At 72.4% G+C, this 23,509-nt stretch carries 23 protein-coding genes and 1 pseudogene; 9 read left to right on the top strand and 15 right to left on the bottom strand.

Going from position 1 to position 23,509, the window contains the following annotated elements:
- Window positions 1–82 precede the first annotated feature (82 nt).
- The 3 genes from ACFPZN_RS30995 to ACFPZN_RS30985 all read right to left on the bottom strand — a co-directional run bounded on the left by ACFPZN_RS30995 (window position 83) and on the right by ACFPZN_RS30985 (window position 3,733).
- On the bottom strand, window positions 83–1,471 hold the full coding sequence (locus ACFPZN_RS30995; protein ID WP_378285802.1) for a glycine--tRNA ligase: 1,389 nt from the start codon (window positions 1,469–1,471) through the stop codon (window positions 83–85).
- 258 nt (window positions 1,472–1,729) lie between these two features.
- A complete protein-coding gene (locus ACFPZN_RS30990) occupies window positions 1,730–3,334 on the bottom strand; it encodes a DUF1906 domain-containing protein (protein WP_378285801.1) in 1,605 nt (534 codons plus the stop codon).
- A 69-nt stretch (window positions 3,335–3,403) separates the two neighbouring features.
- Window positions 3,404–3,733, bottom strand: a complete 330-nt coding sequence (locus ACFPZN_RS30985) for an antibiotic biosynthesis monooxygenase family protein (protein ID WP_378285800.1) — start codon at window positions 3,731–3,733, stop codon at window positions 3,404–3,406.
- Between the two features lie 56 nt (window positions 3,734–3,789).
- On the opposite strand from ACFPZN_RS30985, the gene ACFPZN_RS30980 reads away from it, so the two are divergent.
- From ACFPZN_RS30980 to ACFPZN_RS30955, 6 genes are all read left to right on the top strand, one after another.
- Window positions 3,790–4,110, top strand: a complete 321-nt coding sequence (locus ACFPZN_RS30980) for a DUF6703 family protein (protein ID WP_378285799.1) — start codon at window positions 3,790–3,792, stop codon at window positions 4,108–4,110.
- A 61-nt stretch (window positions 4,111–4,171) separates the two neighbouring features.
- Complete coding sequence (locus tag ACFPZN_RS30975) at window positions 4,172–5,158, top strand: metal ABC transporter substrate-binding protein (protein WP_378285798.1); 987 nt, start codon at window positions 4,172–4,174, stop codon at window positions 5,156–5,158.
- Complete coding sequence (locus tag ACFPZN_RS30970; protein ID WP_378285797.1) at window positions 5,155–5,904, top strand: metal ABC transporter ATP-binding protein; 750 nt, start codon at window positions 5,155–5,157, stop codon at window positions 5,902–5,904. The genes ACFPZN_RS30975 and ACFPZN_RS30970 overlap by 4 nt, the downstream gene beginning before the upstream one ends.
- Window positions 5,905–6,036: 132 nt before the next feature.
- Window positions 6,037–6,903 (top strand): metal ABC transporter permease, encoded by an 867-nt coding sequence (locus tag ACFPZN_RS30965; protein WP_378285851.1) that lies wholly within the window; start codon window positions 6,037–6,039, stop codon window positions 6,901–6,903.
- Window positions 6,900–7,286 carry a Fur family transcriptional regulator gene (locus tag ACFPZN_RS30960; protein ID WP_378285796.1) on the top strand — a complete coding sequence of 129 codons (387 nt, stop codon included), beginning with the start codon at window positions 6,900–6,902 and terminating at the stop codon, window positions 7,284–7,286. The genes ACFPZN_RS30965 and ACFPZN_RS30960 overlap by 4 nt, the downstream gene beginning before the upstream one ends.
- Window positions 7,287–7,596: 310 nt before the next feature.
- A complete protein-coding gene (locus ACFPZN_RS30955; protein WP_378285795.1) occupies window positions 7,597–8,022 on the top strand; it encodes an OsmC family protein in 426 nt (141 codons plus the stop codon).
- Between the two features lie 76 nt (window positions 8,023–8,098).
- Here ACFPZN_RS30955 and ACFPZN_RS30950 read toward each other — a convergent pair whose 3' ends face one another.
- The gene (locus tag ACFPZN_RS30950) at window positions 8,099–8,887 is read right to left on the bottom strand and encodes an isoprenyl transferase (RefSeq protein ID WP_378285794.1); all 789 of its coding nucleotides are present in this window, start codon (window positions 8,885–8,887) and stop codon (window positions 8,099–8,101) included.
- A complete protein-coding gene (gene recO, locus ACFPZN_RS30945) occupies window positions 8,884–9,714 on the bottom strand; it encodes a DNA repair protein RecO (RefSeq protein WP_378285792.1) in 831 nt (276 codons plus the stop codon). Before recO ends, ACFPZN_RS30950 begins: the two co-directional genes overlap by 4 nt.
- 173 nt (window positions 9,715–9,887) lie before the next feature.
- Between recO and ACFPZN_RS30940 the strand changes: the two genes are divergently transcribed.
- The gene (locus ACFPZN_RS30940; protein ID WP_378285790.1) at window positions 9,888–10,916 is read left to right on the top strand and encodes a M4 family metallopeptidase; all 1,029 of its coding nucleotides are present in this window, start codon (window positions 9,888–9,890) and stop codon (window positions 10,914–10,916) included.
- Window positions 10,917–11,146: 230 nt separating this feature from the next.
- Window positions 11,147–11,401 carry a protealysin inhibitor emfourin gene (locus tag ACFPZN_RS30935; RefSeq protein WP_378285789.1) on the top strand — a complete coding sequence of 85 codons (255 nt, stop codon included), beginning with the start codon at window positions 11,147–11,149 and terminating at the stop codon, window positions 11,399–11,401.
- Between the two features lie 283 nt (window positions 11,402–11,684).
- Here the strand turns inward: ACFPZN_RS30935 and leuA are convergent, their stop codons facing one another.
- The 8 genes from leuA to ACFPZN_RS30895 form a co-directional block, all read right to left on the bottom strand.
- A complete protein-coding gene (gene leuA, locus ACFPZN_RS30930; RefSeq protein WP_378285788.1) occupies window positions 11,685–13,394 on the bottom strand; it encodes a 2-isopropylmalate synthase in 1,710 nt (569 codons plus the stop codon).
- Between the two features lie 208 nt (window positions 13,395–13,602).
- Window positions 13,603–14,328 carry an urea ABC transporter ATP-binding subunit UrtE gene (urtE, locus tag ACFPZN_RS30925; protein ID WP_378285787.1) on the bottom strand — a complete coding sequence of 242 codons (726 nt, stop codon included), beginning with the start codon at window positions 14,326–14,328 and terminating at the stop codon, window positions 13,603–13,605.
- Window positions 14,325–15,080, bottom strand: a complete 756-nt coding sequence (gene urtD, locus ACFPZN_RS30920; RefSeq protein ID WP_378285786.1) for an urea ABC transporter ATP-binding protein UrtD — start codon at window positions 15,078–15,080, stop codon at window positions 14,325–14,327. Before urtD ends, urtE begins: the two co-directional genes overlap by 4 nt.
- Window positions 15,077–16,225: an urea ABC transporter permease subunit UrtC gene (gene urtC / locus ACFPZN_RS30915; protein ID WP_378285785.1), complete on the bottom strand. Its 1,149-nt coding sequence runs from the start codon at window positions 16,223–16,225 to the stop codon at window positions 15,077–15,079. Before urtC ends, urtD begins: the two co-directional genes overlap by 4 nt.
- Window positions 16,222–17,100 carry an urea ABC transporter permease subunit UrtB gene (gene urtB, locus ACFPZN_RS30910; RefSeq protein WP_378285784.1) on the bottom strand — a complete coding sequence of 293 codons (879 nt, stop codon included), beginning with the start codon at window positions 17,098–17,100 and terminating at the stop codon, window positions 16,222–16,224. Before urtB ends, urtC begins: the two co-directional genes overlap by 4 nt.
- Before the next feature lie 25 nt (window positions 17,101–17,125).
- Window positions 17,126–18,355: an urea ABC transporter substrate-binding protein gene (gene urtA, locus ACFPZN_RS30905; protein ID WP_378285783.1), complete on the bottom strand. Its 1,230-nt coding sequence runs from the start codon at window positions 18,353–18,355 to the stop codon at window positions 17,126–17,128.
- Between the two features lie 167 nt (window positions 18,356–18,522).
- Complete coding sequence (gene ddaH, locus ACFPZN_RS30900) at window positions 18,523–19,320, bottom strand: dimethylargininase (RefSeq protein WP_378285782.1); 798 nt, start codon at window positions 19,318–19,320, stop codon at window positions 18,523–18,525.
- An 84-nt stretch (window positions 19,321–19,404) separates the two neighbouring features.
- A complete protein-coding gene (locus ACFPZN_RS30895; RefSeq protein WP_378285781.1) occupies window positions 19,405–20,016 on the bottom strand; it encodes a tellurite resistance TerB family protein in 612 nt (203 codons plus the stop codon).
- Between the two features lie 101 nt (window positions 20,017–20,117).
- On the opposite strand from ACFPZN_RS30895, the gene ACFPZN_RS30890 reads away from it, so the two are divergent.
- The gene (locus ACFPZN_RS30890; protein WP_378285780.1) at window positions 20,118–21,122 is read left to right on the top strand and encodes a hypothetical protein; all 1,005 of its coding nucleotides are present in this window, start codon (window positions 20,118–20,120) and stop codon (window positions 21,120–21,122) included.
- Window positions 21,123–21,228: 106 nt separating this feature from the next.
- On the opposite strand, the gene era is transcribed toward ACFPZN_RS30890, so the two are convergent.
- On the bottom strand, window positions 21,229–22,158 hold the full coding sequence (gene era, locus ACFPZN_RS30885; protein WP_378285850.1) for a GTPase Era: 930 nt from the start codon (window positions 22,156–22,158) through the stop codon (window positions 21,229–21,231).
- Window positions 22,159–22,225: 67 nt separating this feature from the next.
- Window positions 22,226–23,509: pseudogene (locus tag ACFPZN_RS30880) on the bottom strand (hypothetical protein); the annotation flags it as partial.

The raw sequence follows: 23,509 nt of genomic DNA, 5'->3' as shown, positions 1-23,509 counted from the left end.
GGGCCGCCCCGCCCCCGTTCGGGGGAGGGACGGCCCTCGGCGAACCCGTCTCCGGACGCGCTCCAGTGAACCGCGAGAGGCGTCAGCAGCCCAGCAGCTGGGCGGCGAGGAAGGCCTCCACCTGCCCGATCGCGATGCGCTCCTGGCTCATCGTGTCGCGCTCCCGCACGGTCACCGCGTCGTCCTCCAGCGTGTCGAAGTCCACAGTGACGCAGAACGGGGTGCCGACCTCGTCCTGGCGGCGGTAGCGGCGGCCGATCGCGCCCGCGTCGTCGAACTCGACGTTCCAGTTGCGGCGCAGCCGGGCCGCCAGGTCGCGGGCCTTCGGCGACAGGTCGGCGTTGCGCGACAGCGGCAGCACCGCCACCTTGATCGGCGCCAGCCGCCGGTCGAGCCGCATCACCGTGCGCTTCTCCATCTTGCCCTTGGCGTTGGGCGCCTCGTCCTCGGCGTAGGCGTCCATCATGAACGTCAGCGTGGCACGGTCGACGCCCGCCGCCGGCTCGATCACGTAGGGGACGAACCGCTCCCCCGCCTCCTGGTCGAAGAACGACAGGTCGGCGCCCGACGCCTTGGCGTGCGTGGTGAGGTCGTAGTCGGTGCGGTTGGCGACGCCCTCCAGCTCGCCCCACTCGCCGCCCGCGAAGTCGAACCGGTACTCGATGTCGACGGTCCGCTTGGAGTAGTGCGACAGCTTCTCCTGCGGGTGCTCGAACACGCGCAGGTTCTCCTTGCGGATGCCCAGGTCGGTGTACCAGCGCATGCGCTCGTCGATCCAGTACTGGTGCCACTCCTCGTCCGAGCCCGGCCGGACGAAGAACTCCATCTCCATCTGCTCGAACTCGCGGGTGCGGAAGATGAAGTTGCCCGGCGTGATCTCGTTCCGGAACGACTTGCCGACCTGGCCGATGCCGAACGGCACCTTGCGCCGCGCCGACTGCTGCACGTTGAGGTAGTTGATGAAGATGCCCTGCGCGGTCTCCGGCCGCAGGTACGCCAGGCCGGACTCGTCCTCGACCGGGCCCAGGTAGGTCTTGAGCAGGCCGTTGAACATCCGCGGCTCGGTGAAGGAGCCCTTCACCCCGCAGTTGGGGCAGCCGAGGTCGGCCAGGCCGCCCGCCGGGGGCTTGCCGTGCTTCTCCTCGTACGCCTCCTCCAGGTGGTCGGCCCGGAACCGCTTGTGGCAGGACTGGCACTCGGTCAGCGGGTCGACGAACGCCTGGACGTGCCCGCTGGCCTCCCACACCTCGCGCGCCAGGATGACGCACGAGTCGAGGCCGACGACGTCCTCCCGGCCCTGCACCATGGTCTTCCACCACTGGCGTTTGACGTTGTTCTTCAGCTCCACGCCCAAGGGGCCGTAGTCCCAGGAGGCGCGCAGCCCGCCGTAGATCTCGCTCGACGGGTAGACCAGGCCCCGGCGCTTGGCAAGGTTGACGATCGTGTCCAACACGTCGGAACGGCGTGCCATCAGCATTCTCCATCCAACTGGCGGTCGGCGGGATTTATCCGTACTGCGCCCCGCCGCCGGCGAACGGACGGCCGGCGGGCCGCGGTGAGTGTGATCCCCGGGTGTCGTACCGCTGCGGCGGAGCGCGACATCCCCGGCGCCCCGCGAGCGACCCCCAGCTTAGAGCACGTGCGCCACCGGCCGTACGCCACACAAAAGTACGCGAAAGCCCAGGAAGACCGGCGAAACCCGGTTCGGGCCACATGCGTCCGGACGGTCTCAGTAGACCCGTCCGTCCACATGGTTGCTGTCGATGTTGATCGTGACACCGCCGTGGGTCTCCTTGTGGCCGCCCCGGTACTGCTTGATGCGGCGGTGCGGATGCCACATCGCGTCCGGGATGTGGGGATGGCCGTACAGCCGCGGGATCCCGTCCCAGTGCGCGAACCAGAGCGCGCTCGGCCGGGTGAACCCCTTGGACAGGACGAGGTCGCGCACGACCGAGCCCACGCTGCCGTAGACCCCGGGCACGTAGCGGTGGACCTTCATCTGCTTGGTCCAGTGGTGCAGGAACGTCAGGACGGCCTCGCGGCACGAGGCGTCGTCCTGCCGGTAGGCCTCCATGTCGAAGTAGATCGGCTTGCTGTGCGGGATGCCCAGGGCCTTGGCCTCGCGGACGGCGTCCGTGGCGGCCCTCCTGCCCTCCGCCGCGGCGTTCCCGGCCGTGAACCTCGTGCGGTACCTGCCGCAGGGCGCCTGGAGGCCGACGTAGGTGGGGACGAGCCGGTAGCCCATGCTGCGGACCGACTTCACCCATGCGCGGTTCAGCCTGGGCTGGGCGCATCCGCGCGCGGCGCCGCCGATGTAGATGTTGCTGACCTTGAACGCGCCGCGCCAGGCGCGCATGGACGCCAGGGACGGGGCCGTGCAGGTGTCGAAGCCCTTGCCGACCGTCCAGTTCTGCTGCCGGCCGGAGGGCGGGTTCTTCTTCGGCTTCGCCTTGGGTTTCGATTTCGGTTTCGCCTTGGGCTTCGGCTTCGGTTCCGCCTTGGGCTTCGGCTTCGGCGGGGCCGTGCTCCTGGGCTCGTCGTCGCCGCCGAAGGGCCCCAGGTCGAAGAAGGGCAGGCCGGACGGGTGCTTGGGGTGCTTGTGCTTGGGCCGGTAGTCGCGGTCGTAGTGGTACTTGTCGCGGTCGTCGCGGTCGTCCTCGTCCTCGTCCCGGTCGTCGCCGCGCGCCGGACGGGCCGGGGCGATCGTCGCGGACCGGATGACCCGCTGGACCTGCGAGGGGTCCTTCCCGTACATGCCGCTGATCACGACTCCGGCCTCCCGGAGCGGCACCCGCACCCTGTGGTCCACCGAGGGCGCCACCGTGTACCGGGCGAGCGCGGCCGACCTGTCCGGACGGCCCGTCCGGCGGGCGCCGTCCCGGCTCGGCGAGGGCTCGGGGCCGCGCACCCGCGGCGGCGGCCCGAGCGGCTCCACGTGCAGGGCGTCCTCGCCGCCGATCACCCTGGACGGGCAGTCGGGCCGGTCGCCCTGGCGGCCGAGGTAGATCGCGCGCCGGTCGAACCGGACGCAGCGGGTGGGGTCGCGGTCGAGGTCGTGCACCTCCCAGCCCTCGGGGACGGGGATCCGCACGCCCCGGTAGGCCGCCACGCGCACCGCCGCGCGCCCGTGCCGGTGCCGCGCACCGGCCCGGTCACCGGCCCGATCACCGATCCGAGCACCGGTCCGGCCGGGTTCCGCGGTGTCCTCCGCGGCGACCCTCAGCGCGGCGGCCGGGTCGCCCGCGGACCACGCGGCGGGCGCGCCGGCGCCGGAGACGAGGGGTGAGAGCGCGACCACCCCGAGCAGTCCGCCGAGTACGGGCACATGACGCATCACAACTCCCCGCGACCGTGATCATGACGCGGCGTTGATCACCGTCGGCGGGCCACCCGAAACCGCGCGTCAGGGGTTCTTGTACGGCTGTTGACCAGGCGTGTTCCCGGGGGCGGTGCGGGTCGCCAGGATCTCGTAGGCGCCCGGTTCGTCCAGCGCCAGCGCGGCGAGCGGCATGAACTCCAGCCGCACCTCGTAGGCGCCCAGCGCGCGGCGGTAGTGGCCGGCGCCGTCCCACTCGGTGACCAGCGCCCACAGCGAGGGGTCGTCGACGGTGCGGGCCAGCCGTCCCGAACGGTAGCCGGGGCTGGCCGCGAGCCGGTCGAGCACGGCGGTCATCCGCTCGGCGAATCCGCCGGCCTCGGGGTCCGGCACGCGGTACCGGGTAATCGCAATCACGTATCCATCCTGGCACCGGGCGCCCGCACGCCGTCCCCCGGCGTACGTTGGGGCACGTGAACCCACGGAACGCACGAGGCGGATCGGCACCGGACGGATCGAGCGGGCTGCGCACCGCGATCGAGGCCCGGAGCGCGGCGCCGCTGGTGCTGCTGAGCCGGACGCCGCGCTGGGTGCTGCTGGCCGTGGTCTTCGGGCTGCTGGTGATCGGCATGGCGGGTTCGGGCTGGGTCGGCGCCTCCGGGCTGCTGGTGCTGCTGGTGGTGCTGGCCTGGTTCGCCTACCTCAACTGGCCCTCGCTGGACCTTCCGGGACGAATCCTGCGCCTGGCGGCGTTGGTGGTGCTGGCGGTGTTCGCCGTGGGGCACCTGTGGTGACGGAGACCGCGGCGAAACGTCGGTTTTGACAACCGTTTTCATCTTCGTCCACACTTGGGGTGTGTTCATCTCTCGCAGGCCCTTTCGCACCCTCCCGATCGCCGTGCTGGCCGTCGCCGGCCTGACCGGCCTCGCCGCGTGCGGAGGGGGCGGCGGCGCAGGAGCCGGCAGGTCCGGCACGACCGAGATCGTCGCCTCCTTCTACCCGGTCGCCTGGCTGGCCGGGAAGGTCGGAGGGCCGGACGCCGAGGTCCGGACGCTGACCAAGCCGGGCGCCGAGCCGCACGACCTGGAGCTCACCGCCCGGCAGATCGCCGACGTCGGCAAGGCCGACTACGCGATCTACGTCAAGGGCGTGCAGCCCGCGATGGACGACGCCGTGCGCAAGCACGCGAACGACAAGGCGTTGGACGTGGCGAGCGTCGTCAAGACGATCCCGGCGCCGACCGGCGACGACGGACACGGGCACGACCACGGCCACGAGCACGAGGGCGAGGAAGGGCACGGCCAGGAGAAGCAGGCCGACGCCGCCCAGGACCCGCACGTCTGGCTCGACCCCAGCCGGATGGCCACCATCGCCACCGCGTTCGGTGAGCGGCTCGCCGCCGCCGACTCCGCGCACGCCTCCGGTTACAAGTCCCGCGCCGCCGCGCTGGCCGCCGAGCTCAACGCGCTCGACCAGGCGTACAAGGCCGGCCTGACGTCCTGCAAGCAGAAGACGATCGTCACCGCGCACGCCGCGTTCGGCTACCTCGCCGACCGGTACGGCCTCAAGCAGGTCTCCATCGCCGGCGTGGACCCCTCCAGCGAGCCCTCGCCCAAGCGGCTGGCCGAGCTGACGCACGAGGTCAAGGACGCCGGCGCCACCACGGTCTTCACCGAGACGCTGGTCAGCCCCAGGGTCGCCGAGTCGCTGGCCCGTTCGGCCGGGGTGCGGACCGCGGTGCTCGACCCGGTCGAAGGCGTCCGGGAGGGCTCCTCCGAGGACTACCTTTCGATCATGCGCAAGAACCTGGAAACGCTGAAACCCGCACTTGGATGCTCATGAAACCGACTTCCCCGCACCCGTCCGGCCCGCCGTTCGCGATGAGCGGCGGGCATGTCCGCCTCGACGGCCGCGAGGTGCTGCGCGGCGTCGACCTGGTCGTCGAGCCGGGCGACCTGCTGGCCGTGCTCGGTCCCAACGGGGCGGGGAAGTCCACCCTGGTCAAGGCGCTGCTGGGGCTGCGTCCGCTGGCCGCCGGACGAACCGAGATCTTCGGCCGCCCGGCCGCCCGGTTCCGTGACTGGAAGCGGGTCGGGTACGTCCCGCAGCGGCTGCCGATGGGCGGCGGGGTGCCCGCGACGGTGCGGGAGGTCGTGGCGTCGGGCCGGGTGGCGCGGCAGTCGCGCTGGCGGCCGTCCTCGGCCGCCGACCGGGCCGCGGTGGAGCGCGCCCTCGATGCGGTGGGGCTGGCCGGCCGGGCCCGCGACTCGGCGCACCTGCTGTCGGGCGGCCAGCAGCAGCGCGTGCTCATCGCGCGCGCCCTGGCGGGCGAGCCCGAGGTCTTCGTGATGGACGAGCCGACCGCCGGCGTCGACGCGGCCAGCCAGGCCGCCCTGGCCGGCACGCTGCGCGGGCTCGCCGAGGAGGGCCGCACCGTCGTGCTGGTGGCGCACGAGCTCGGCCCGCTGGAGCCGCTGATCACCCGCACCGTCGTGCTGGAGCACGGCCGCGTCGCGGACGAGACCCGCCGCACCGCGCCCGCCCCGTCCCTGGCCGCCACCCGCGAGAGCAGGGAGAGCGCGGCGTGAGGCGAACGGGGGGCACCGCGTGATGAGAGAGCCGGAGGGGCGCGGCGGCGCCTGGACTGACGAGCGAGGAACGAGCGAGGAGGGAAGGCGCCGCCGTAAGGCGCCCCGGAGGCGAACGGGGGGCACAGCGTGATCTTCGAGATGCTCGAGTACGACTTCATGCGCATCGCGCTGGTCATGGCGGTGCTCATCGGGCTGACCGCGCCCGCGGTCGGGACGTTCATCGTGCAGCGCAGGCTGTCGCTGCTCGGCGACGGGATCGGGCACATCGCGCTGACCGGGATCGGCCTGGGGCTGCTGACCGGGACCTCCCCGGTCATGGGCGCGCTGGTGGTGTCGGTGCTCGGCGCGGTCGCCATCGAGGTGCTGCGCGAACGCAGCCGCAGCGGCGCGGACGTGGCGCTGGCGCTGCTGTTCTACGGCGGGCTGGCGGGCGGGGTGATCCTCACCAACGCCGAGGGCGGAGGCGCGAACCTGCAGTCCTACCTGTTCGGGTCGATCAGCAGCGTGTCGGTCTCGGACCTGTACGTGGTCGCGGCGCTGGCGGTGGCGGTGCTGGCGATCGTGGCCCTCTTCGGGCGCGAGCTGTTCCTGCTGTGCCAGGACGAGGAGGTGGCGCGGGCGTCGGGCCTGCCCACCCGCTTCCTGAGCATCCTGATCGCGGCGACCGCCGCGGTCACCGTGGTGATCGCGATGCGCGCGATCGGGCTGCTGCTGGTCAGCGCCCTGATGATCGTCCCGGTGGCGGCGGCGCAGCAGCTGACGCGGGGCTTCCGCGCCACGATGCTGCTGGCGATGGCCGTCGGTGTACTGTCGGCGGTGTCGGGGCTCGCGGGGTCGTTCCAGTACGATCTCCCACCGGGACCCTCGATCGTGCTGCTGGCCCTGGCGGTGTTCATGGTCGCGGTGATCGGGGGCGCGGTGACGCGACGCAGGCGCACGGTGACGGCCGCGGCCCGGGCAGGTGTGGACGCCGAGGCGGAGGTACTACGGGGATGACGACGACCCGCCGCAACGCGGTACGGCAGGCGCTGGCCGGATGCGAGGGCTTCCGCAGCGCCCAGGACATCTACGCCGACCTGCGGGCGGACGGCTCCAAGATCGGCCTCACCACGGTCTACCGGGCGCTGCAGGCGCTCAGCGACTCCGGCGAGGTCGACGTGCTGCGCACCGACGACGGCGAGGCGGTCTACCGCGCCTGCCGCACCGAGGAGCACCACCACCACCTGGTGTGCCGGGCGTGCGGGCGCACCGTCGAGGTCGGCGGGCCCGCCGTGGAGAAGTGGGCCGACGCGATCGCCGCCGAGCACGGTTTCGTGGACATCACGCACACCGTCGAGGTCTTCGGCACCTGCGCCGACTGCGCCAAGGCCGGCTCCTGACCCCACGCCGGCACGGGAGAGTTCCCGGCCGGCGCTCTTTTCTCTGAATCGCCGCGCGCCGTTCACGGTGGTGAGCTGCGCCACACCCGCGCGACCTGGGACGACGCGAGGACTCGCCGTACATCGCCCGAATCTTTGTGAACTTGCCACAAGTGCGCAATCTCTTCGGACATGACATAAATGTGCGGACGAGCCATCCCCCTCCCACCCCTCGGAAACGCCCCGCCCAGCCAGGGCGGGGCGTTTCTGATGCGTTCCAAGTCCTCGCCCCTCCGGATCGCGCGACGGGCCCATGCGCAAGAATCGGCACATGGCTACGACACGAACCGCGAACGCGCACTGGGAAGGGCCGCTGATGGGCGGCCAGGGCAAGGTCTCGCTCGACTCGTCCAAGGTCGGCTCCTTCGAGGTGACCTGGCCGTCGCGCGCCGAGGAGCCGGACGGCCGCACCAGCCCCGAGGAGCTCATCGCGGCCGCCCACTCCACCTGCTACTCGATGGCCCTCTCGCACGGGCTGGCCGGGGCCGGCACCCCGCCCGAGAAGGTCGACACCAAGGCGGAGGTCACCTTCCAGCCCGGCGAGGGCATCACCGGGATCCACCTGACCGTGCGGGCGAGCGTCCCCGGGCTGTCGGCGGCCGACTTCGAGAAGGCCGCGCAGAACGCCAAGGAGAACTGCCCGGTCAGCAAGGCCCTCACCGGCACCAAGATCACCCTCGACGCCGCGCTCGCTTAATCATCGGATCACCCGATCACCGGCCTGGACGCTGAGGGGCGGGTGTGGTCTGGGGCCTTCCCCAGACCACACACCGTCAGGTGGCCGGGACCTGGTTGGGGATGGCGCCGCCGTAGCGGCGGTCGCGGGACGCGTACAACTCGCAGGCGTGCCACAGGTGGCGCCGGTCGAAGTCGGGCCAGAGCGTGTCGAGGAAGACCATCTCCGCGTACGCCGACTGCCAGATCAGGAAGTTGGAGGTGCGCTGCTCCCCCGACGAGCGCAGGAACAGGTCCACGTCCGGGATGGACGGCTCGTCCAGGTAGCGGGCGAACACCTTCTCGTTGATCTTGTCGGGGTTGAGCTTCCCGTCCCGCACGTCCCGGGCGATGGCGGCCGCCGCGTCGGCGATCTCGGCCCGGCCGCCGTAGTTCACGCAGAACTGCAGGGTCAGCACGTCGTTGTCGCGGGTCATCTCCTCGGCCGTCTCCAGCTCGGAGATCACGCTGCGCCACAGCCGGGGCCGGCGGCCCGCCCAGCGCACCCGGACGCCCATCGCGTGGAGCTGGTCGCGGCGGCGCCGGATCACCTCGCGGTTGAAGCCCATGAGGAAGCGGACCTCGTCGGGCGAGCGCTTCCAGTTCTCGGTGGAGAAGGCGTAGGCCGACAGGTACGGCACGCCGAGCTCGATCGCGCCCATGATCACGTCGAAGAGGGAGTCCTCCCCCATCCTGTGGCCCTCGGTGCGGGGCAGCCCGCGCTCCTTGGCCCAGCGCCCGTTGCCGTCCATGACGATGGCGACGTGCCGGGGCACCAGGTCGGCGGGGATCGCGGGCGGGCGGGCCCCGGTCCTGTGCGGTTCCGGGGGCTGAACGGCCCTTCTCAAACTCGCTCCCTGTCGGTGGTGTCGGGGGTGTCGCGGCCGGGGTCGCCGCCTGTGTCGCTGGTCGTGAAGTCCATGCCGGTTGGACGGGACGGGCCGTCCTCGGGCTCCACATGCCGCAGGGACCGGATGCCGTGCTCCAGATGCCACTGCAGGTAGGCCGCCACGAGGCCGCTGCACTCTACCCGGTGGCGCGGCTCACTCCCGTCGGCGTACTCCCAGTCGCCCCGCAGCAGCGCCAGCATCAGCGCGAACGTCGGCGGCGCCGGAGTGGCCGCGCCGGGCCGGCGGCAGCGCGCGCAGACCGCGCCGCCCGCGGCGATCGCGAACCCGCGCAGCCCGCCGCGGTCGCCGCACCCGCAGCACTCGTCGATGGCCGGCGCCCAGCCCGCCACCGACAGCGACCGCAGCAGGAAGGCGTCCAGCACCAGACGGGGGTCGTGGCCGCGCTCGGCCAGCGTCCGCAGCCCGCCCACCAGCAGCAGGAACTGGCGCAGCGCCGGCTCGCCCTCCTCGGCGGTGAGCTTCTCGGCGGTCTCCAGCATCGCCGTCCCGGCGGTGTAGCGGGGGTAGTCGGTGACCAGCCGCTCCCCGTACGGCCGCAGCGTCTCGGCCTGGGTGATGAGGTCGAGCGAGCGCCGCTCGTACAGCTGCAGGTCGACGTGGGTGAACGGCTCCAGCCGCGCCCCGAACCGCGACTTGGTCTTGCGCACGCCCTTGGCCGCCGCGCGGATCCGCCCGGTGCGCCGGGTGAGGACCGTGACGATGCGGTCGGCCTCGCCCAGTTTCTGGGTGCGCAGGACGATGCCTTCATCGCGGTAGAGGGTCACGGGACCATTGTCCCGCACCCCGCCCGCTGTCCCGAACCTGCCCGCGCGCCGCGAACGGCGGCCCCGGGCCGCACCCGAACGCCAGCCTTCCATCACGTTCCGTGACCGGATTAGGCCGTGAGAGTTGCCCGAAACCTGTGGCTCGAATCACATCGAGCTGGCAGCGTTGTGCCATGAGATGCACCATCGTGCCCCCGCATATGCTGGAACGGGTCGCCGAAGCCGCCGATGATCCGGCGCTCCGCGACTCCGCACGCCGCTCCCTGGCTCTCAGCTCGGCGCAGCGCGAGGCCCGTCTCGCGTTCCCCGCCGGGGCCCCCGATCCCACCGAGGACTTCGTCCCGAACCGGACGATCCACGACGCCAAGAACGAGGAGACGCTCCCCGGAGCCAAGGCCCGCGGCGAGGGCGACCCCGCCACGGGCGACGAGATCGTCGACCAGGCCTACGACTGGCTGGGCGTCACCTTCGACTTCTTCGAGGCCGCCTACCGGCGCAACTCCATCGACGGCGCGGGGCTCGCGCTGGTCTCCACCGTCCACTACGGCCGCGACTACGACAACGCCTTCTGGGACGGCGAGCAGATGGTCTACGGCGACGGCGACGGGACGCTGTTCCGCGCGTTCACCGGTCCGCTCGACGTCACCGGCCACGAGCTGGTGCACGGCGTCACCCAGTACACCGCCAACCTCGAGTACCGAAACCAGCCGGGCGCGCTGAACGAGTCGGTCTCCGACGTGTTCGGCTCCCTCGTCAAGCAGTGGCATCTCGGCCACACCGCCGACCAGGCCGACTGGCTCATCGGGCAGGGCCTGCTCGCCGAGGGCGTCAACGGCGTGGCCCTGCGCTCCATGAAGGAGCCCGGCACCGCCTACGACGACCCGCGGCTGGGCAAGGACCCGCAGCCCGGCCACATGGACGACTACAACCCCACCCGCGGCGACAACGGCGGCGTCCACATCAACTCCGGCATCCCCAACCGCGCCTTCTACCTGGCCTCCGTCGCCATCGGCGGCCACGCGTGGGAGAAGGCGGGGCGGATCTGGTACGACACGCTCACCGGCGGGCAGCTCTCGGCGACCGTCGACTTCGCCGGGTTCGCCGCCGCGACGCTCGACAGCGCCACCCGGCTCTACGGCGCCGAAGCCGCCGAAACCGGTGCGGTACGAGAGGCATGGACGGGGGTAGGCGTCTCCGTATGAAAAACGCCGTGGCAGGAGGCGCTCCGACGAGCGGCCCTGTGCGGGGGGCGCGGCCACGCGCCGTCCCCCCGGCGGTGCGATGAAAGGCGGCGCGACGGGGACGGCCTTGCGGGGCCGTCCCCGTCCGGCGATCCGGACGCCGGTGGAGCGGGCGGCCGGAGCGCGGGCGCGCCGCGGCGACGAGACGAGGAGCCGCGCGGGGGGCGGCGCGGAGGCGAGCGGGAGAGACGGTGAAGGTGACAGTGGTCCGCAGCGGGGGGTTCGCGGGGATCGAGCAGCGCGGGCAGTCCGACAGCGCCACCGATCCCATGCTGACCCGGCTGGTCGACCGGGTGGATCTGGCGTCGGTGCCGCCGCCCGGCCGGAGGCCGGACCAGTTCCTGTACGAGATCGACATCGACGGCGACACGGCCACCGTGGGTGAGGCCCAGCTGAACGGGCCGCTCCGGGAACTGGTCCATCACGTCCTCGGCCAGGGCCGCTGAGAGGCGGGAGACGGGCCAGGGAAGGCGACGGGCCCCGGCCGTGAGATCGTCACGGCCGGGGCCCGGGGCATCGATCACACGCGTGGATCACAACGGCGTGACCGGGTCGATTCCGCCCGCGCCCCCGCGCGGGCACGGGCGGAAACTCTGGGGCTCGCGGCGCCCGCGGCTCGTGGCCATGGCTCGCGCGCCCGGGGCGGGCCCGGCCGCGCACGGCGGCCGGGCGGCCCTGCGAGGTGCTGAGGGCCCTGCAATGGACTGAGGAGAGTGCGGGGCCGAGGGGTCAGGCGCGGGCGCGGGCCACGCGGTTGACCGCCGACAGGATGGCCTTCAGCGAGGCGGTGACGATGTTGCCGTCGATGCCCACGCCCCACACCGAGGTGCCGTCCACGTCGCACTCCACGTACGCGGCCGCGCGGGCGTCGCCGCCGGCGCTCAGCGCGTGCTCGGTGTAGTCGAGCACCCGTACGTGCACGCCGACCGTGGCCAGCGCCGCCTCGAACGCCGACACCGGGCCGTTGCCCACGCCCTCGATCTCACGGATCTCCCCGTCGACCCGGATGTCGCAGCCGAGCACGTCCTTCTCGTCCACCCGCGAGGTCGTGCGGTGCGCCAGCAGCCCCACCCGGGGGCCGTTGGCCAGGAACTCGCCCTGGAAGATCTCCCACATCCGCTCCGGGGTGACCTCGCCGCCCTCGGAGTCGGTGTGCGCCTGCACCACCCGCGAGAACTCGATCTGCAGCCGCCGCGGCAGCTCCAGGGAGTGCTCGGTCTTCATCACGTACGCGACGCCGCCCTTGCCGGACTGGCTGTTGACCCGGATGACCGCCTCGTAGGTGCGGCCGACGTCCTTGGGGTCGATCGGCAGGTACGGGACCTCCCAGCGGAAGCCGTCCACCGGCACCCCGGCCGCCTCGGCGTCCAGCCGGAGGTGGTCGAAGCCCTTGTTGATCGCGTCCTGGTGGGAGCCGGAGAAGGCGGTGTAGACCAGGTCGCCGCCGTAGGGGTGCCGCTCGTGCACCGGCAGCTGGTTGCAGTACTCGACGGTGCGGCGGATCTCGTCGATGTCGGAGAAGTCGATCTGCGGGTCCACGCCCTGGGTGAACAGGTTCAGCCCCAGCGTGACCAGGCACACGTTGCCGGTGCGCTCGCCGTTGCCGAACAGGCAGCCCTCGATCCGGTCGGCCCCGGCCATGTAGCCCAGCTCGGCCGCGGCCACGGCGGTGCCCCGGTCGTTGTGCGGGTGCAGCGAGAGGATCACCGAGTCCCGGTAGGCCAGGTTGCGGTTCATCCACTCGATCTGGTCGGCGTAGACGTTGGGCGTGGCCATCTCCACGGTGGCCGGCAGGTTGACGATGACCTTCCGGTCGGGCGTCGGCCTCCACACGTCGTTGACGGCGTTGCAGACCTCGACCGCGTACTCCAGCTCGGTGCCGGTGAACGACTCCGGCGAGTACTGGAAGAAGATCTCGGTGTCGCCCATGTCCTCGGCCAGCTTGGCGCACAGCTTGGCGCCCTCCACCGCGATCGCGGTGATGCCGTCGCGGTCCTGCCCGAACACCACGCGGCGCTGCAGCGTGCTGGTGGAGTTGTAGAGGTGGACGATCGCCTGCTTGGCGCCGCGCACCGACTCGAAGGTGCGCTCGATCAGCTCCGGCCGCGCCTGGGTCAGCACCTGGATCACCACGTCGTCGGGGATCAGGCCGTCCTCGATGATCTGCCGGACGAAGTCGAAGTCGGTCTGGCTCGCGGCCGGGAACCCGACCTCGATCTCCTTGTAGCCCATCCGCACCAGCAGCTCGAACATCTTCAGCTTGCGGTGCGCGTCCATCGGGTCGATCAGCGCCTGGTTGCCGTCCCGCAGGTCCACCGCGCACCATCGCGGCGCCTCGGTGATCACCGCGTTCGGCCAGGTGCGGTCGGTCAGGGCGATCGGGGCGAACGGGCGGTAGCGCTCGAAGGGCATGCCCGAAGGGTTCTGTTGCGGATACATCGGGAAGGGGTTTCCTCTGCTCGGATCCAGCGGCCGACGTCCACGACGAACTCCCGCAACGGGGGAGCCAGCCGGTTACAGGCCCCCGCTGCGGCCGCTAAGGAGGAGCAGCTCACGCAACACGCCCGCCAAGCTAACAGATGACGGCCGTGTTGCGGAAACCAGGCCCGCCATTTGAGACGGGGCCCACACTTCCTTCACCGCCCGTTCAGACGGCGAGCATGCTCTTCACCCGGTCGTCGTGCAGGTCCTCGGCGGTGCCGGAGTGCCGCACCACCCCGCCCTCGATGATCACGAACCCGTCGGCCAGCCGCAGCGCCAGCTCCAGGTACTGCTCCACCAGCAGCACCGCCAGCCCCTTCTCCCGGTGCAGGCGCTCCACGGCCGCCTCGATCTCGGCCACGATCGAGGGCTGGATGCCCTCGGTCGGCTCGTCCAGGATCAGCATCCGGGGCCGCGTGACCAGCGCCCGCGCGATCGCGAGCTGCTGCTGCTGGCCGCCCGACAGGAACCCGGCCCGCCGCCCCAGCAGCTCCTTGAGCCGGGGGAAGACCTCCAGCGCCTCCTCGATCGCGCCCTTGTCGCGATGCCGGGACGCCTCCAGCGTGACCCGCAGGTTCTCCGCCACGGTGAGCTGCGGGAACGTCTCGTGCCCCTGCGGGACGTACCCCATGCCGCGGCGCACCCGCTCGTAGGTGGGCAGCCTGGTCACGTCCTCGCCGTCGAACTCCACCGTCCCGGCGGACGGCGGCAGCACGCCCATGATCGCGTTCAGCAGGGTGGTCTTGCCGACGCCGTTGCGGCCCATCACGCACATCAGCGTCCCGGCCGCGACCTCGACGTCCACGCCGAACAGCACCCGGGCCCGCCCGTACGCCGCCTCGACCCCCGACACCCGCAGCAGCGGCCCGTCCTTCGCCGTCCGCTCGCTCACGCCGCCTCCTCCCTCGAACGGCCCAGGTAGACCTCCTGGACGCGAGGGTCGGCCTGGACGGCGGCCACGTCGCCCTCCACCAGCACGCGGCCCTCGTGCAGGACGGTGACCTGCGACGCGTACCGGCGCAGGAACTCCATGTCGTGCTCCACCACGACCACCGTGTGGTCCCTGGCGATCTGGGTGAGCAGCTCGCCGGTGCGCTCCCGCTCGTCCTGGCTCATCCCGGCCACCGGTTCGTCGAGCAGCAGCAGCCGGGGCCGCTGCGCGATCAGCATGCCGATCTCCAGCCACTGCCGCTGGCCGTGCGAGAGCACCCCGGCGGGCCGGTCGCCCAGGTCGCCCAGGCCGATGGTGTCGAGCGCCTCGGCGACCGTCCCGGACACCCCGCGCCGCTGCCGCAGCAGGGTCGGGAGCGGGCGGCGGAACCCGGCGGCCAGGTCGAGGTTCTCGACCACGGTCAGCTCCTCGAACACCACCGAGGTCTGGAACGTGCGGCCGATGCCCAGCCGCACGATCCGGTGCTCCTTGCGCCCGGTCAGCTCCGTCCCGGCGAACCGCACCGAGCCCGCGGCCGGACGGGTCAGTCCCGTGATCACGTCGATCAGCGTGGTCTTCCCGGCGCCGTTCGGGCCGATCAGGAACCGCAGCTCACCCTGCCGGACGGTCAGGTCGACGCCGTCGATGGCCCGGAATCCGTCGAACACGACCTCCAGCCCCCGGATCTCCAGCAGCGCCCCGTCGTCACTCATGCCGGGACCTCCTCCTTCACCTTCGGCGCCGCCGCGGCCGGGTCGGGGACGGCGCGGCGCCGGGCCACGGCGTCGCGGACCTGCTCCCACACCCCCACCGCGCCCTTCGGCGCCAGCGTCATGACCAGGATGAACAGCGCGCCCTGCAGGTAGAGCCAGCCGCCCGCCCACTCCTCGCTGAACGAGGTCTTGGCGTAGTTCATGACCACGGCGCCGAGGATCGCCCCGGCCAGCGCGTACCGGCCGCCGACCGCGACCGCCACCACCAGTTCCAGCGACGGGACCACGCCCAGCAGGGACGGCGAGATGATGCCGACCACCGGCACGAACAGCGCGCCGGCCAGCCCGGCCATGCCCGCCGAGATCGCGAACGTGATCGTCTTGACCGTGGCCGGGTTGTAGCCGAGGAACCGGACCCGGTCCTCGCCGTCCCGCACCGCCACCAGCAGCCGCCCGAACCGGCTCTTCACCAGCTGCCGGGCGCCCAGGTAGAGGACGCCCAGCACGATCGCGGTGACGAAGTACATCGTCCGCTGGGTGCTCTCGGCCTCGGCGTCCTGGCCGAAGAACTCGTAGAAGTTGGTCATGCCGTTGGTGCCGCCGGTGAGGCCCTGCTGCCCCACCAGCAGGATCACGAACGCCGCCGCCAGCGCCTGGGTGAGGATCGCGAAGTACGCGCCGCGCACCCGCTGCCGGAACACCAGCGTCCCCAGCACGACCGCGATCGCGACCGGCACGACGATCACCGCCGCCACCGCCACCACCGGGCTGCCGAACGGCTTCCACAGCGCGGGCAGCTCCTCCACGCCGCTCCACACCATGAAGTCGGGGAGGTCGCCGCCGGCGTCCTGCAGCTTGAGGTACATCGCCATCGCGTAGCCGCCGAGGCCGAAGAACACCCCCTGGCCCAGGGTCAGCATGCCGCCCTGGCCCCAGGCGAGGCCGATGCCGAGGGCGGCGATCGCGAAGCACAGGTACTTGGCCAGCTCGTCCAGCCGGAAGGCGGGCAGCGCCAGCGGCGCCACCACCAGCAGCAGCACGGCGACCAGGCCGAACACCGCGTACCCGCGCAGCCGGGACCGCACGGCCGCCCCTCCGGGTGCGCGCCCGCGCACGGCCGCCGCCTCCTTCTCCGGCGCGCTCATGTCAGCGCCCTCGACCGCAGCACGAACATCCCCTGCGGGCGGACCTGCAGGAACGCGATGATCACGGCGAAGACGATGACCTTGGCCAGGCTGGCGTCCGTCCAGAACTCGGCGAAGGAGTTCAGCATGCCCAGCGCCACCGCGGCGATCACCGCGCCGCGCAGCTGGCCGAGCCCGCCGGCGACGACCACCAGGAACGCGTCCACGATGTAGTACGTCCCGAGGGACGGTCCGACCGGGCCGATCAGCGTCAGCGCGACCCCGGCGACCCCGGCCAGGCCCGAGCCGATGAAGAAGGTGAGCTGGTCGACGCGGGGCGTGGCCACGCCGCTGCACGCGGCCAGCTCGCGGTTCTGCATCACCGCCCGCATCCGGCGGCCCTGCCGGGACCGGTCGAGGTACGCCCAGACCCCGATCACGCAGGCGATGGCCAGGGCCATGATGAACAGCCGCGAGTACGGCAGGCTGCCGCCCAGCACCTCCACCCGCCCGGTCAGCCAGCCCGGCGCCACCACCTGGACGTTGGGGGCGCCGAAGATGTCCCGCGCGGCCTGCTGGAGGACGAGGCTGACGCCCCAGGTCAGCAGGAGGGTGTCGAGCGGGCGGCCGTAGAAGTGCCGGATCGCGGTCCGCTCCAGGATCCAGCCGAGCGCCCCGGCGAGCAGGAACGCGACCGGCAGCGCCACCAGCACCGCCTGCTTGCCGGTCCAGTCCTGCAGCATGTACGCGGTGTACGCCCCGGCCATGATGAACTCGCCGTGCGCCATGTTGATGACGCCCATCTGGCCGAAGGTGAAGGTGAGCCCGAGCGCGATCAGCAGCAGCACCGCGCCGATGCTGAGCCCGATCGGCAGTTGGTTGAGCAACGATTGCACTGCGCGTCCCCGGTTCTGGTCGGCGTCAGGACAGGCCGGTGGCCCAGGGGTAGGACTTCAGGTACGGGTCGGGCTTGATCGGCTCCCTGGAGCTCCACACCTCCTTGATCAGGCCGTCGGGCTGGACCACCCCGATCCGGGCGGTCTTGTAGACGTGCTGGGTGGGGCCGTCGATGGTGACCTTGCCCTCCGGCAGCTCCAGGGACAGGCCCGCGGCGGCCTTCTTCACGGCGGCGACGTCGGTCGTCCCGGCCCGCTTGACCGCCTCGGCCCACAGGTGCACCGCGTTGTAGCCGGCCTCCATCGGGTCGGAGGTCACCGCGCCCTGGTGCTTGGCCTGGAACGCCTTGACGAACTTCTCGTTCGCCGCGCCCTTGGTGGTCTGGTAGTAGTTCCAGGCCACCGGCTGGCCGGCGATGTTGTCGACGCCGATGCCCTTGACCTCCTCCTCGGCGATGCTCACCGACATGACCGGCAGCCGGTCCGCGCCGAAACCGGCGCTCTTCAGCTGCTTGAAAAAGGCCACGTTGCTGTCGCCGTTGAGGGTGTTGAAGACCGCGTCCGGCTTGGCCTGGCTGATTTTATTGACCAGGGTGCTGTATTCGGTGTGCCCGAGCGGGGTGTACTCCTCGCCCAGGATCTGCATTCCGTTGGCCGCCGCGTACGCCTTGATGATTTTGTTCGCGGTGCGCGGGAAGACATAGTCGCTGCCCACCAGATAGATCTTCTTCTTGCCCTTTTCCTTGAGATAGTCGAGGCCGGGCACGATCTGCTGGTTGGTGGTGGCGCCGGTGTAGAAGATGTAGGGCGAACTCTCCAGTCCCTCGTACTGGACCGGGTACCACAGCAGCGCCTTGTTGCGCTCGAACACCGGCAGCATCGCCTTGCGGCTGGCCGAGGTCCAGCCGCCGAAGACGGTCGCGACCTTGTCCTTCCTGATGAGCTTCTGGGCCTTCTGGGCGAAGGTCGGCCAGTCGGAGGCGCCGTCCTCCACCACCGGCTCCAGCTTCTTGCCCAGCACGCCGCCCTTGGCGTTGATCTCCTCGATGGCCAGCGTCTCGGAGTTCTTGACCGTCACCTCGCTGATGGCCATGGTGCCGCTGAGCGAGTGCAGGATGCCGACCTTGATGGTGTTCCCGCCGCCTCCGCCGCTTCCCCCATTCGCTTCGTCACCGGATTCTCCACCGCATGCGGTGAGGAACGCGGCCGGCAGCAGGAGCGCCGCGGCCAATGGCCGCAAGAATGGTTTCCGCAACGATCGACTCCTCACAGACCGGCCCAGGGGCCACCGTTTTCTGTGACAAGTCTCCGGAAATAGATTTCTCCCTGGCGACCGTCGTGTTACAAGCGCTTTACGAAAGTCTCACTGGTCTGGCCGGGGCATGGTGCGGTCACGCAGCGGCGACGGAGGCGCGGAAACGCTCAGAGAATGCCCGGGACCAGCACCGAAAGGCAGGTGACGCACCCTTCCAGCGCCTCGAACTCGCTGATGTCGACCACCGTGACCCGCCACCCGTCGGCCGCCAGCAGCTCGGCCGTGCGCGGCGCGGACGCCGCCATCAGCAGATGCTCGGGGCCGAGCCGCACCACGTGCGCCCCCGACGGCTCCGGCACCACCCGCAGGCACGGCAGGACGGAGGTGTCGACATGCTGCGGCAGCCCGATCAGCGACCCGTCCGGCAGCGCCGCCATCACCGACTTCAGGTGCAGCGTCCCGTCCGTCGCCACCGGCACGACCCGGCGCCCGCCCATGAGGTGCGCCAGCTGGCAGACGCCCTCCTCGTTGGTGCGCGCGCCGCGGCCCACGTACACGGTGTCGCCGACCTGCAGCACGTCGCCGCCGTCCAGGGTGCCGGGCTCCTTGATCCGCGAGAGCCGCAGGCCCAGGTCGAGCGCCGCCCGCTCCGCGCCCTCCAGCTCCGCGCGCCGCCCGAGCGCCCCGGAGCGGCACAGCACCGCCGTGTCGCCCGCGACCACCAGGGCGTCCTCCACGAACACCGCGTCCGGGCAGCGGTCGGCCGGGGCCACCGCCCGCACCCGCCAGCCCGCTGCGCGCAGCGCGTCCACGTACGCCCCGTGCTGCCGCGCGGCCAGCCCGGTGTCCACCGGGCGGCGCTCCACATGGGTGACGATGCCGTCCGCGAGCCGCGGCCCGGGCGCCCTCACCAGCGCCGTTCCGGTCTCCAGCCGTCCCGCCCGCCGCCCGCTCCACTCGCCCATCGCAAGGCTCCACTCAGCAAGGGCCGTTCCGCCACGGCCACTCTGGCCCCGCGAGGACGCGGCCCGCAAGTTTCCTCACAAGGTTCAGCGAGCGGCGCCCTCGGTGGTGACGATCACGCCGAGGGCGTGCGCCCGGGACATCCCCAGCAGGTCGGCGACGCGGTGCAGCACGGCCCGCTCGGCGTCGCTGAGGGGCCCGTCGGCCAGCGCGACCCGGGCCGCCTGCGCCAGGAACCACTCCTTGGCCTCCATCGCCAGCTGCGCGCCCGCGCCGGCGACCTCCTGCTCCAGGAACGGCTCGGCCAGCCGCAGATCGGCCTCCACGGCCGCGTCGTCGTACCGGGCCTCGCCGTATCCCTGGACGGCCTCCGCCGCCCGCGCCCGCGCCGCCGGGTGCCCCGCCCCGCCCGCGCGCAGCACCAGCGCGGCGGCGGCCCGCATCCCGGCGGGCAGTGCCGCGGCCATCTGCCCCGCGGTCGGCTGGCGGAGGGCGCCGACGTCGAACCGGGTCCGGCAGGTGCGGCACTCGACGACCTCGCCCACCTGGTTGAGCGGGACCACGGGCAGGAAGAAGAGGGTGAACCAGCGTCTCCCCACCCGCTGCCGGTAGGACCGGTCGCCGCCGCAGCGCGGGCAGTGGAACGTGCCCTCGCCCACCGTGCGGAAGAACACCGACAGGCCGAAGATCAGGAACACCGGGACTCCCCTCCCATAACGGGCTCCCCACCAACCTACCGATCACCCGGCCCCGCCGTGCCCCGCGCCGTCCGCGCGCACCTGCCCCTTACGCTGGGTCCATGACTGGTGACCAGGCCTTTGGCGGGGATCCCGCGCGTTCCCAGGACCCGCCCGAGCCCCGCCCGCCCGAGGCCCGCCCGGACGCCGCGCACCCGTCCGCCCCGGACGCGGCCGGCACCGGCCCGTCCGACACCGGCTCGTCCGACACGGGCACGTCCGACACGGGCACGTCCGACACGGGCACGTCCGGTGCGGAGGGCGTGGGTGCGGGTGACGTGCGGAGCGGGGAGGCGCGGCCGGCGTTCCTGCCGCCCATGGACGGCCACCCGCCGCACCCGTTCCCGGCCTATCCGCCGCCGCCGTACGACCCGGCCTCCCAGGGCGCGGTCTGGAACGTCGCCGTGATCCTCGCGGGCTCGCTGCTGCTGGTCTCGGCGTTCCTGCCCTGGGCGGAGGCGCGCATCGTGGTCGACATCTTCGGCCGCACCCTCACCCGGGAGCTGGGCTCGATCGTGGGCGTCGAGGCCGACACCGTGGTCGCCGCGGTGCCCGTGCTGGCGACGGTCGCGATCGCCATGGCGTTCTGGGGCCTCATCGGACGCGACGTGCGCGTCTCCGCGCTCGGCGCCGTGCCGGGCATGCTGTCGCTGCTGGTCTGCGGGGTGTTCGTGCTGCGCCTGGACGACCTCAAGGACCGGCTGGCGGCGACGGAGCTGTCGGTCGGGTACGAGGTCGCGGCGGTGATCGGCTGGTATCTGGCGGTGGCGATGTCGCTGCTGGTCATCGGGTTCAGCCTGGCCCGTCCCGTCGCCGCGCGGATCGGCGCCGCCCGCCACGAGCGGTCCGGCGCTGAGCAGTACCCCTCCACGCCGCCCCAGGAGGCGGGCGCGGCCTGGCCGCAGCAGTCGGAGTTCGCGCAGCCGGAAGGCCCGCAGTGGTGGCCGACGCAGCCGATGCAGGCGCAGCCCGCGGAGGCCCCGCAGGGCGGCGAGGCGGAGGCGCCGGCCGGGCAGCCGCAGCAGCGGCCCGTCACGGGCGACTCCTCCTGGCAGAAGCCCGACTGACCGGCACCCGGAGCGGAGCGCCGGCGGAGTGGAGGGTGACGGTCAGTCCTGCTCTTGCCGGGGAGTCTGAGGGGTCGCCCCCTCAGAGTGTTACTGACGGCGCGCGTCAGTCGAAACCGAGCCTGCGCAGCTGCTTGGGGTCGCGCTGCCAGTCCTTGGCGACCTTGATCCGCAGGTCGAGGAAGACCTTGGTGCCCAGCAGCGCCTCGATCTGCCGGCGGGCCTGGGTGCCGACCTCGCGCAGCCGGGCGCCCTTGCCGCCGATGACGATGGCCTTCTGGCTCGGCCGCTCGACGAACAGGTGCGCGTACACGTCGATGAGGTCGTCGCGGCCCTCGCGGGGCGCCATCTCGTCCACGACCACGGCGATCGAGTGCGGCAGCTCGTCGCGGACGCCCTCCAGGGCGGCCTCGCGGATCAGCTCGCCGACCAGCACCGCCTCGGGCTCGTCGGTCAGGTCACCCTCGGGGTAGAGCGGCGGCCCCTCGGGCAGCCGCCGGATCAGCAGGTCGCCGACCAGCCCGACCTGGAAGCCGTCCCGCGCCGAGCAGGGCACGATGTCGGCGAACGGGACGCCCGCGGCGTCGCCCGTCGCGGCCACCGCGGTCAGCTGCTCGGCGACCCGCTCCGGCGGGACGAGGTCGGTCTTGGTGACGATCGCGACGACCGGGGTCTTCTTCACGTTCGCCAGCTCCCGCGCGATGAACCGGTCGCCGGGGCCCACGGCCTGGTCGGCGGGCACGCAGAAGCCGATCGCGTCGACCTCGGTGAGGGTGGAGCGCACCAGGCTGTCCAGCCGTTCCCCCAGCAGGGTGCGGGGCTTGTGCAGGCCGGGGGTGTCGACCACCACGAGCTGGGCGTCGGGACGGTGCACGATGCCGCGGATCGCCCTGCGGGTGGTCTGCGGACGGCTGCTGGTGATCGCCACCTTGGAGCCGACCAGGGCGTTCATCAGGGTCGACTTGCCCACGTTGGGCCGCCCGATGAAGCAGGCGAACCCGGATCGGTGGCCCTTGGCCGTGGTCTCTCCCAGCATCGTCACGCTGTCAATTGTCGCCTACCCCGGGCGCCGATCGTCCAGCGGCCGCAGCCCCTCGCGGTGGTCAGGCGGCGGGAGGGGCGTCCAGGCTGCGCAGCGCGTTGTGGGCGAGGCCGGTCCAGTACGCGGTGCCGGCCCGTTCGGCGACCTCGGCGGCGCGGCGGTAGTGGGCGGCGGCCTCGGCCGGGCGGTCCAGGAAGACGGCCAGTTCGCCGAGGGTCTGCCCGACCGGGCCGAGCGTGACGGCGCCGCAGGCGCCGCCGACGAGCCGGTCCTGGTACGGCAGCAGCTCCCGGTACGCCTCGGCGGCCGCCGCGCGCTGCCCCAGCGCGATCGCGCGCCGCCCCCGCAGGCACATGGTCAGGTCGAAGAAGTAGTCGTGGCGGGGCGGAGGGGCGTCCTGGACGACCCTCCGGGCCTCGGCGGCACGGCCCGCGGCGATGAGGGCCAGCGCGTGGATCTCGGCGGTGCCGCCGACGTGCCGCCACCGCTCCCACAGCCACCGGGACTCCTCCACCAGCTCGCCCTCGCGGCCCTGGGCGAACCGCACGCAGAAGACCCCGACGTGGGCTATGCCGCGCTCGATGTTCCAGGTGCCGGACATGGCGCAGGCGTCGGCGATCTCCGCGTAGGTGCGCGCGGCCTCGTCGAACCTGGCGTCGAGGGCGAGGCCGAGAGCGTCCAGCCAGGCGGCGATCATGCCCAGCAGCGGGAGCCCGAACCGCTCGGCCAGCCGGGTCCCGGCGTCCCGGTGCCGCCGGGCGGCGGCCAGGTCCACCGCGGCGATGGCGGCCTGCTGGAGCTGGAGGTGGGCCAGCACCCGGTACAGCCCCAGGCCGTGCTCGGTGGCCAGGTCGAGCAGCTCGGCGGCCAGCGCGCGGCGCTCGGTGAGCCCCTCGGCGGCGCGGTAGGCGTTGATGTACCGGCCGTTGATCGCGACGGCGAGCAGTTCGGGGCGGCCGAGTTCGCGGGCGATCCGCATCGCCTCCGCGGACGCCGCCACGCCGCGCCCGTCCCGCTCGCCCTCCAGCTCGATGGCCAGGCTGGCGAGCAGCCTGGCCCGCAGTTCGGGGTCGGTGACGCCGGCCAGGGCCTCCTCGGTGGCGTCGACGGCGTCCTGCTCGAAGGTGCCGTACTCGCGGGCGGTCCACAGCGTCGGCACGTCGAAGCCGACGATGACGCGGGCGAGCAGGCCGGCGTCGCCGAGGGAGCGGGCCGCGCCCAGCGCCCGGCCGCGGCGCGCGCGGGCCTCGAAGACGTCGCCCGCCAGCGCGCCGGAGCGGATGGCGCGGGCCTCCAGCTCCAGGCGGTCGCGGACGGCGCGGTCGCCGCGGGCGGGCAGCGCCGC

The organism is Actinomadura rugatobispora (assembly GCF_042656285.1).
Taxonomy (GTDB): domain Bacteria; phylum Actinomycetota; class Actinomycetes; order Streptosporangiales; family Streptosporangiaceae; genus Spirillospora; species Spirillospora rugatobispora.
Note: the sequence above shows the minus strand (reverse complement) of the source record. Positions and strands in the feature narration are given on the sequence as shown.

Excerpts from the sequence above, each read along its gene's own strand:
- ACFPZN_RS30995 (WP_378285802.1), bottom strand. The coding sequence starts at position 1,471 with ATGGCACGCCGTTCCGACGTGTTGGACACGATCGTCAACCTTGCCAAG.
- ACFPZN_RS30990 (WP_378285801.1), bottom strand. The coding sequence starts at position 3,334 with ATGCGTCATGTGCCCGTACTCGGCGGACTGCTCGGGGTGGTCGCGCTC.
- ACFPZN_RS30970 (WP_378285797.1), top strand. The coding sequence starts at position 5,155 with ATGAAACCGACTTCCCCGCACCCGTCCGGCCCGCCGTTCGCGATGAGC.
- ACFPZN_RS30960 (WP_378285796.1), top strand. The coding sequence starts at position 6,900 with ATGACGACGACCCGCCGCAACGCGGTACGGCAGGCGCTGGCCGGATGC.
- ACFPZN_RS30955 (WP_378285795.1), top strand. The coding sequence starts at position 7,597 with ATGGCTACGACACGAACCGCGAACGCGCACTGGGAAGGGCCGCTGATG.
- ACFPZN_RS30940 (WP_378285790.1), top strand. The coding sequence starts at position 9,888 with ATGAGATGCACCATCGTGCCCCCGCATATGCTGGAACGGGTCGCCGAA.
- leuA (WP_378285788.1), bottom strand. The coding sequence starts at position 13,394 with ATGTATCCGCAACAGAACCCTTCGGGCATGCCCTTCGAGCGCTACCGC.
- urtD (WP_378285786.1), bottom strand. The coding sequence starts at position 15,080 with ATGAGTGACGACGGGGCGCTGCTGGAGATCCGGGGGCTGGAGGTCGTG.
- urtC (WP_378285785.1), bottom strand. The coding sequence starts at position 16,225 with ATGAGCGCGCCGGAGAAGGAGGCGGCGGCCGTGCGCGGGCGCGCACCC.
- ddaH (WP_378285782.1), bottom strand. The coding sequence starts at position 19,320 with ATGGGCGAGTGGAGCGGGCGGCGGGCGGGACGGCTGGAGACCGGAACG.
- ACFPZN_RS30890 (WP_378285780.1), top strand. The coding sequence starts at position 20,118 with ATGACTGGTGACCAGGCCTTTGGCGGGGATCCCGCGCGTTCCCAGGAC.
- era (WP_378285850.1), bottom strand. The coding sequence starts at position 22,158 with ATGCTGGGAGAGACCACGGCCAAGGGCCACCGATCCGGGTTCGCCTGC.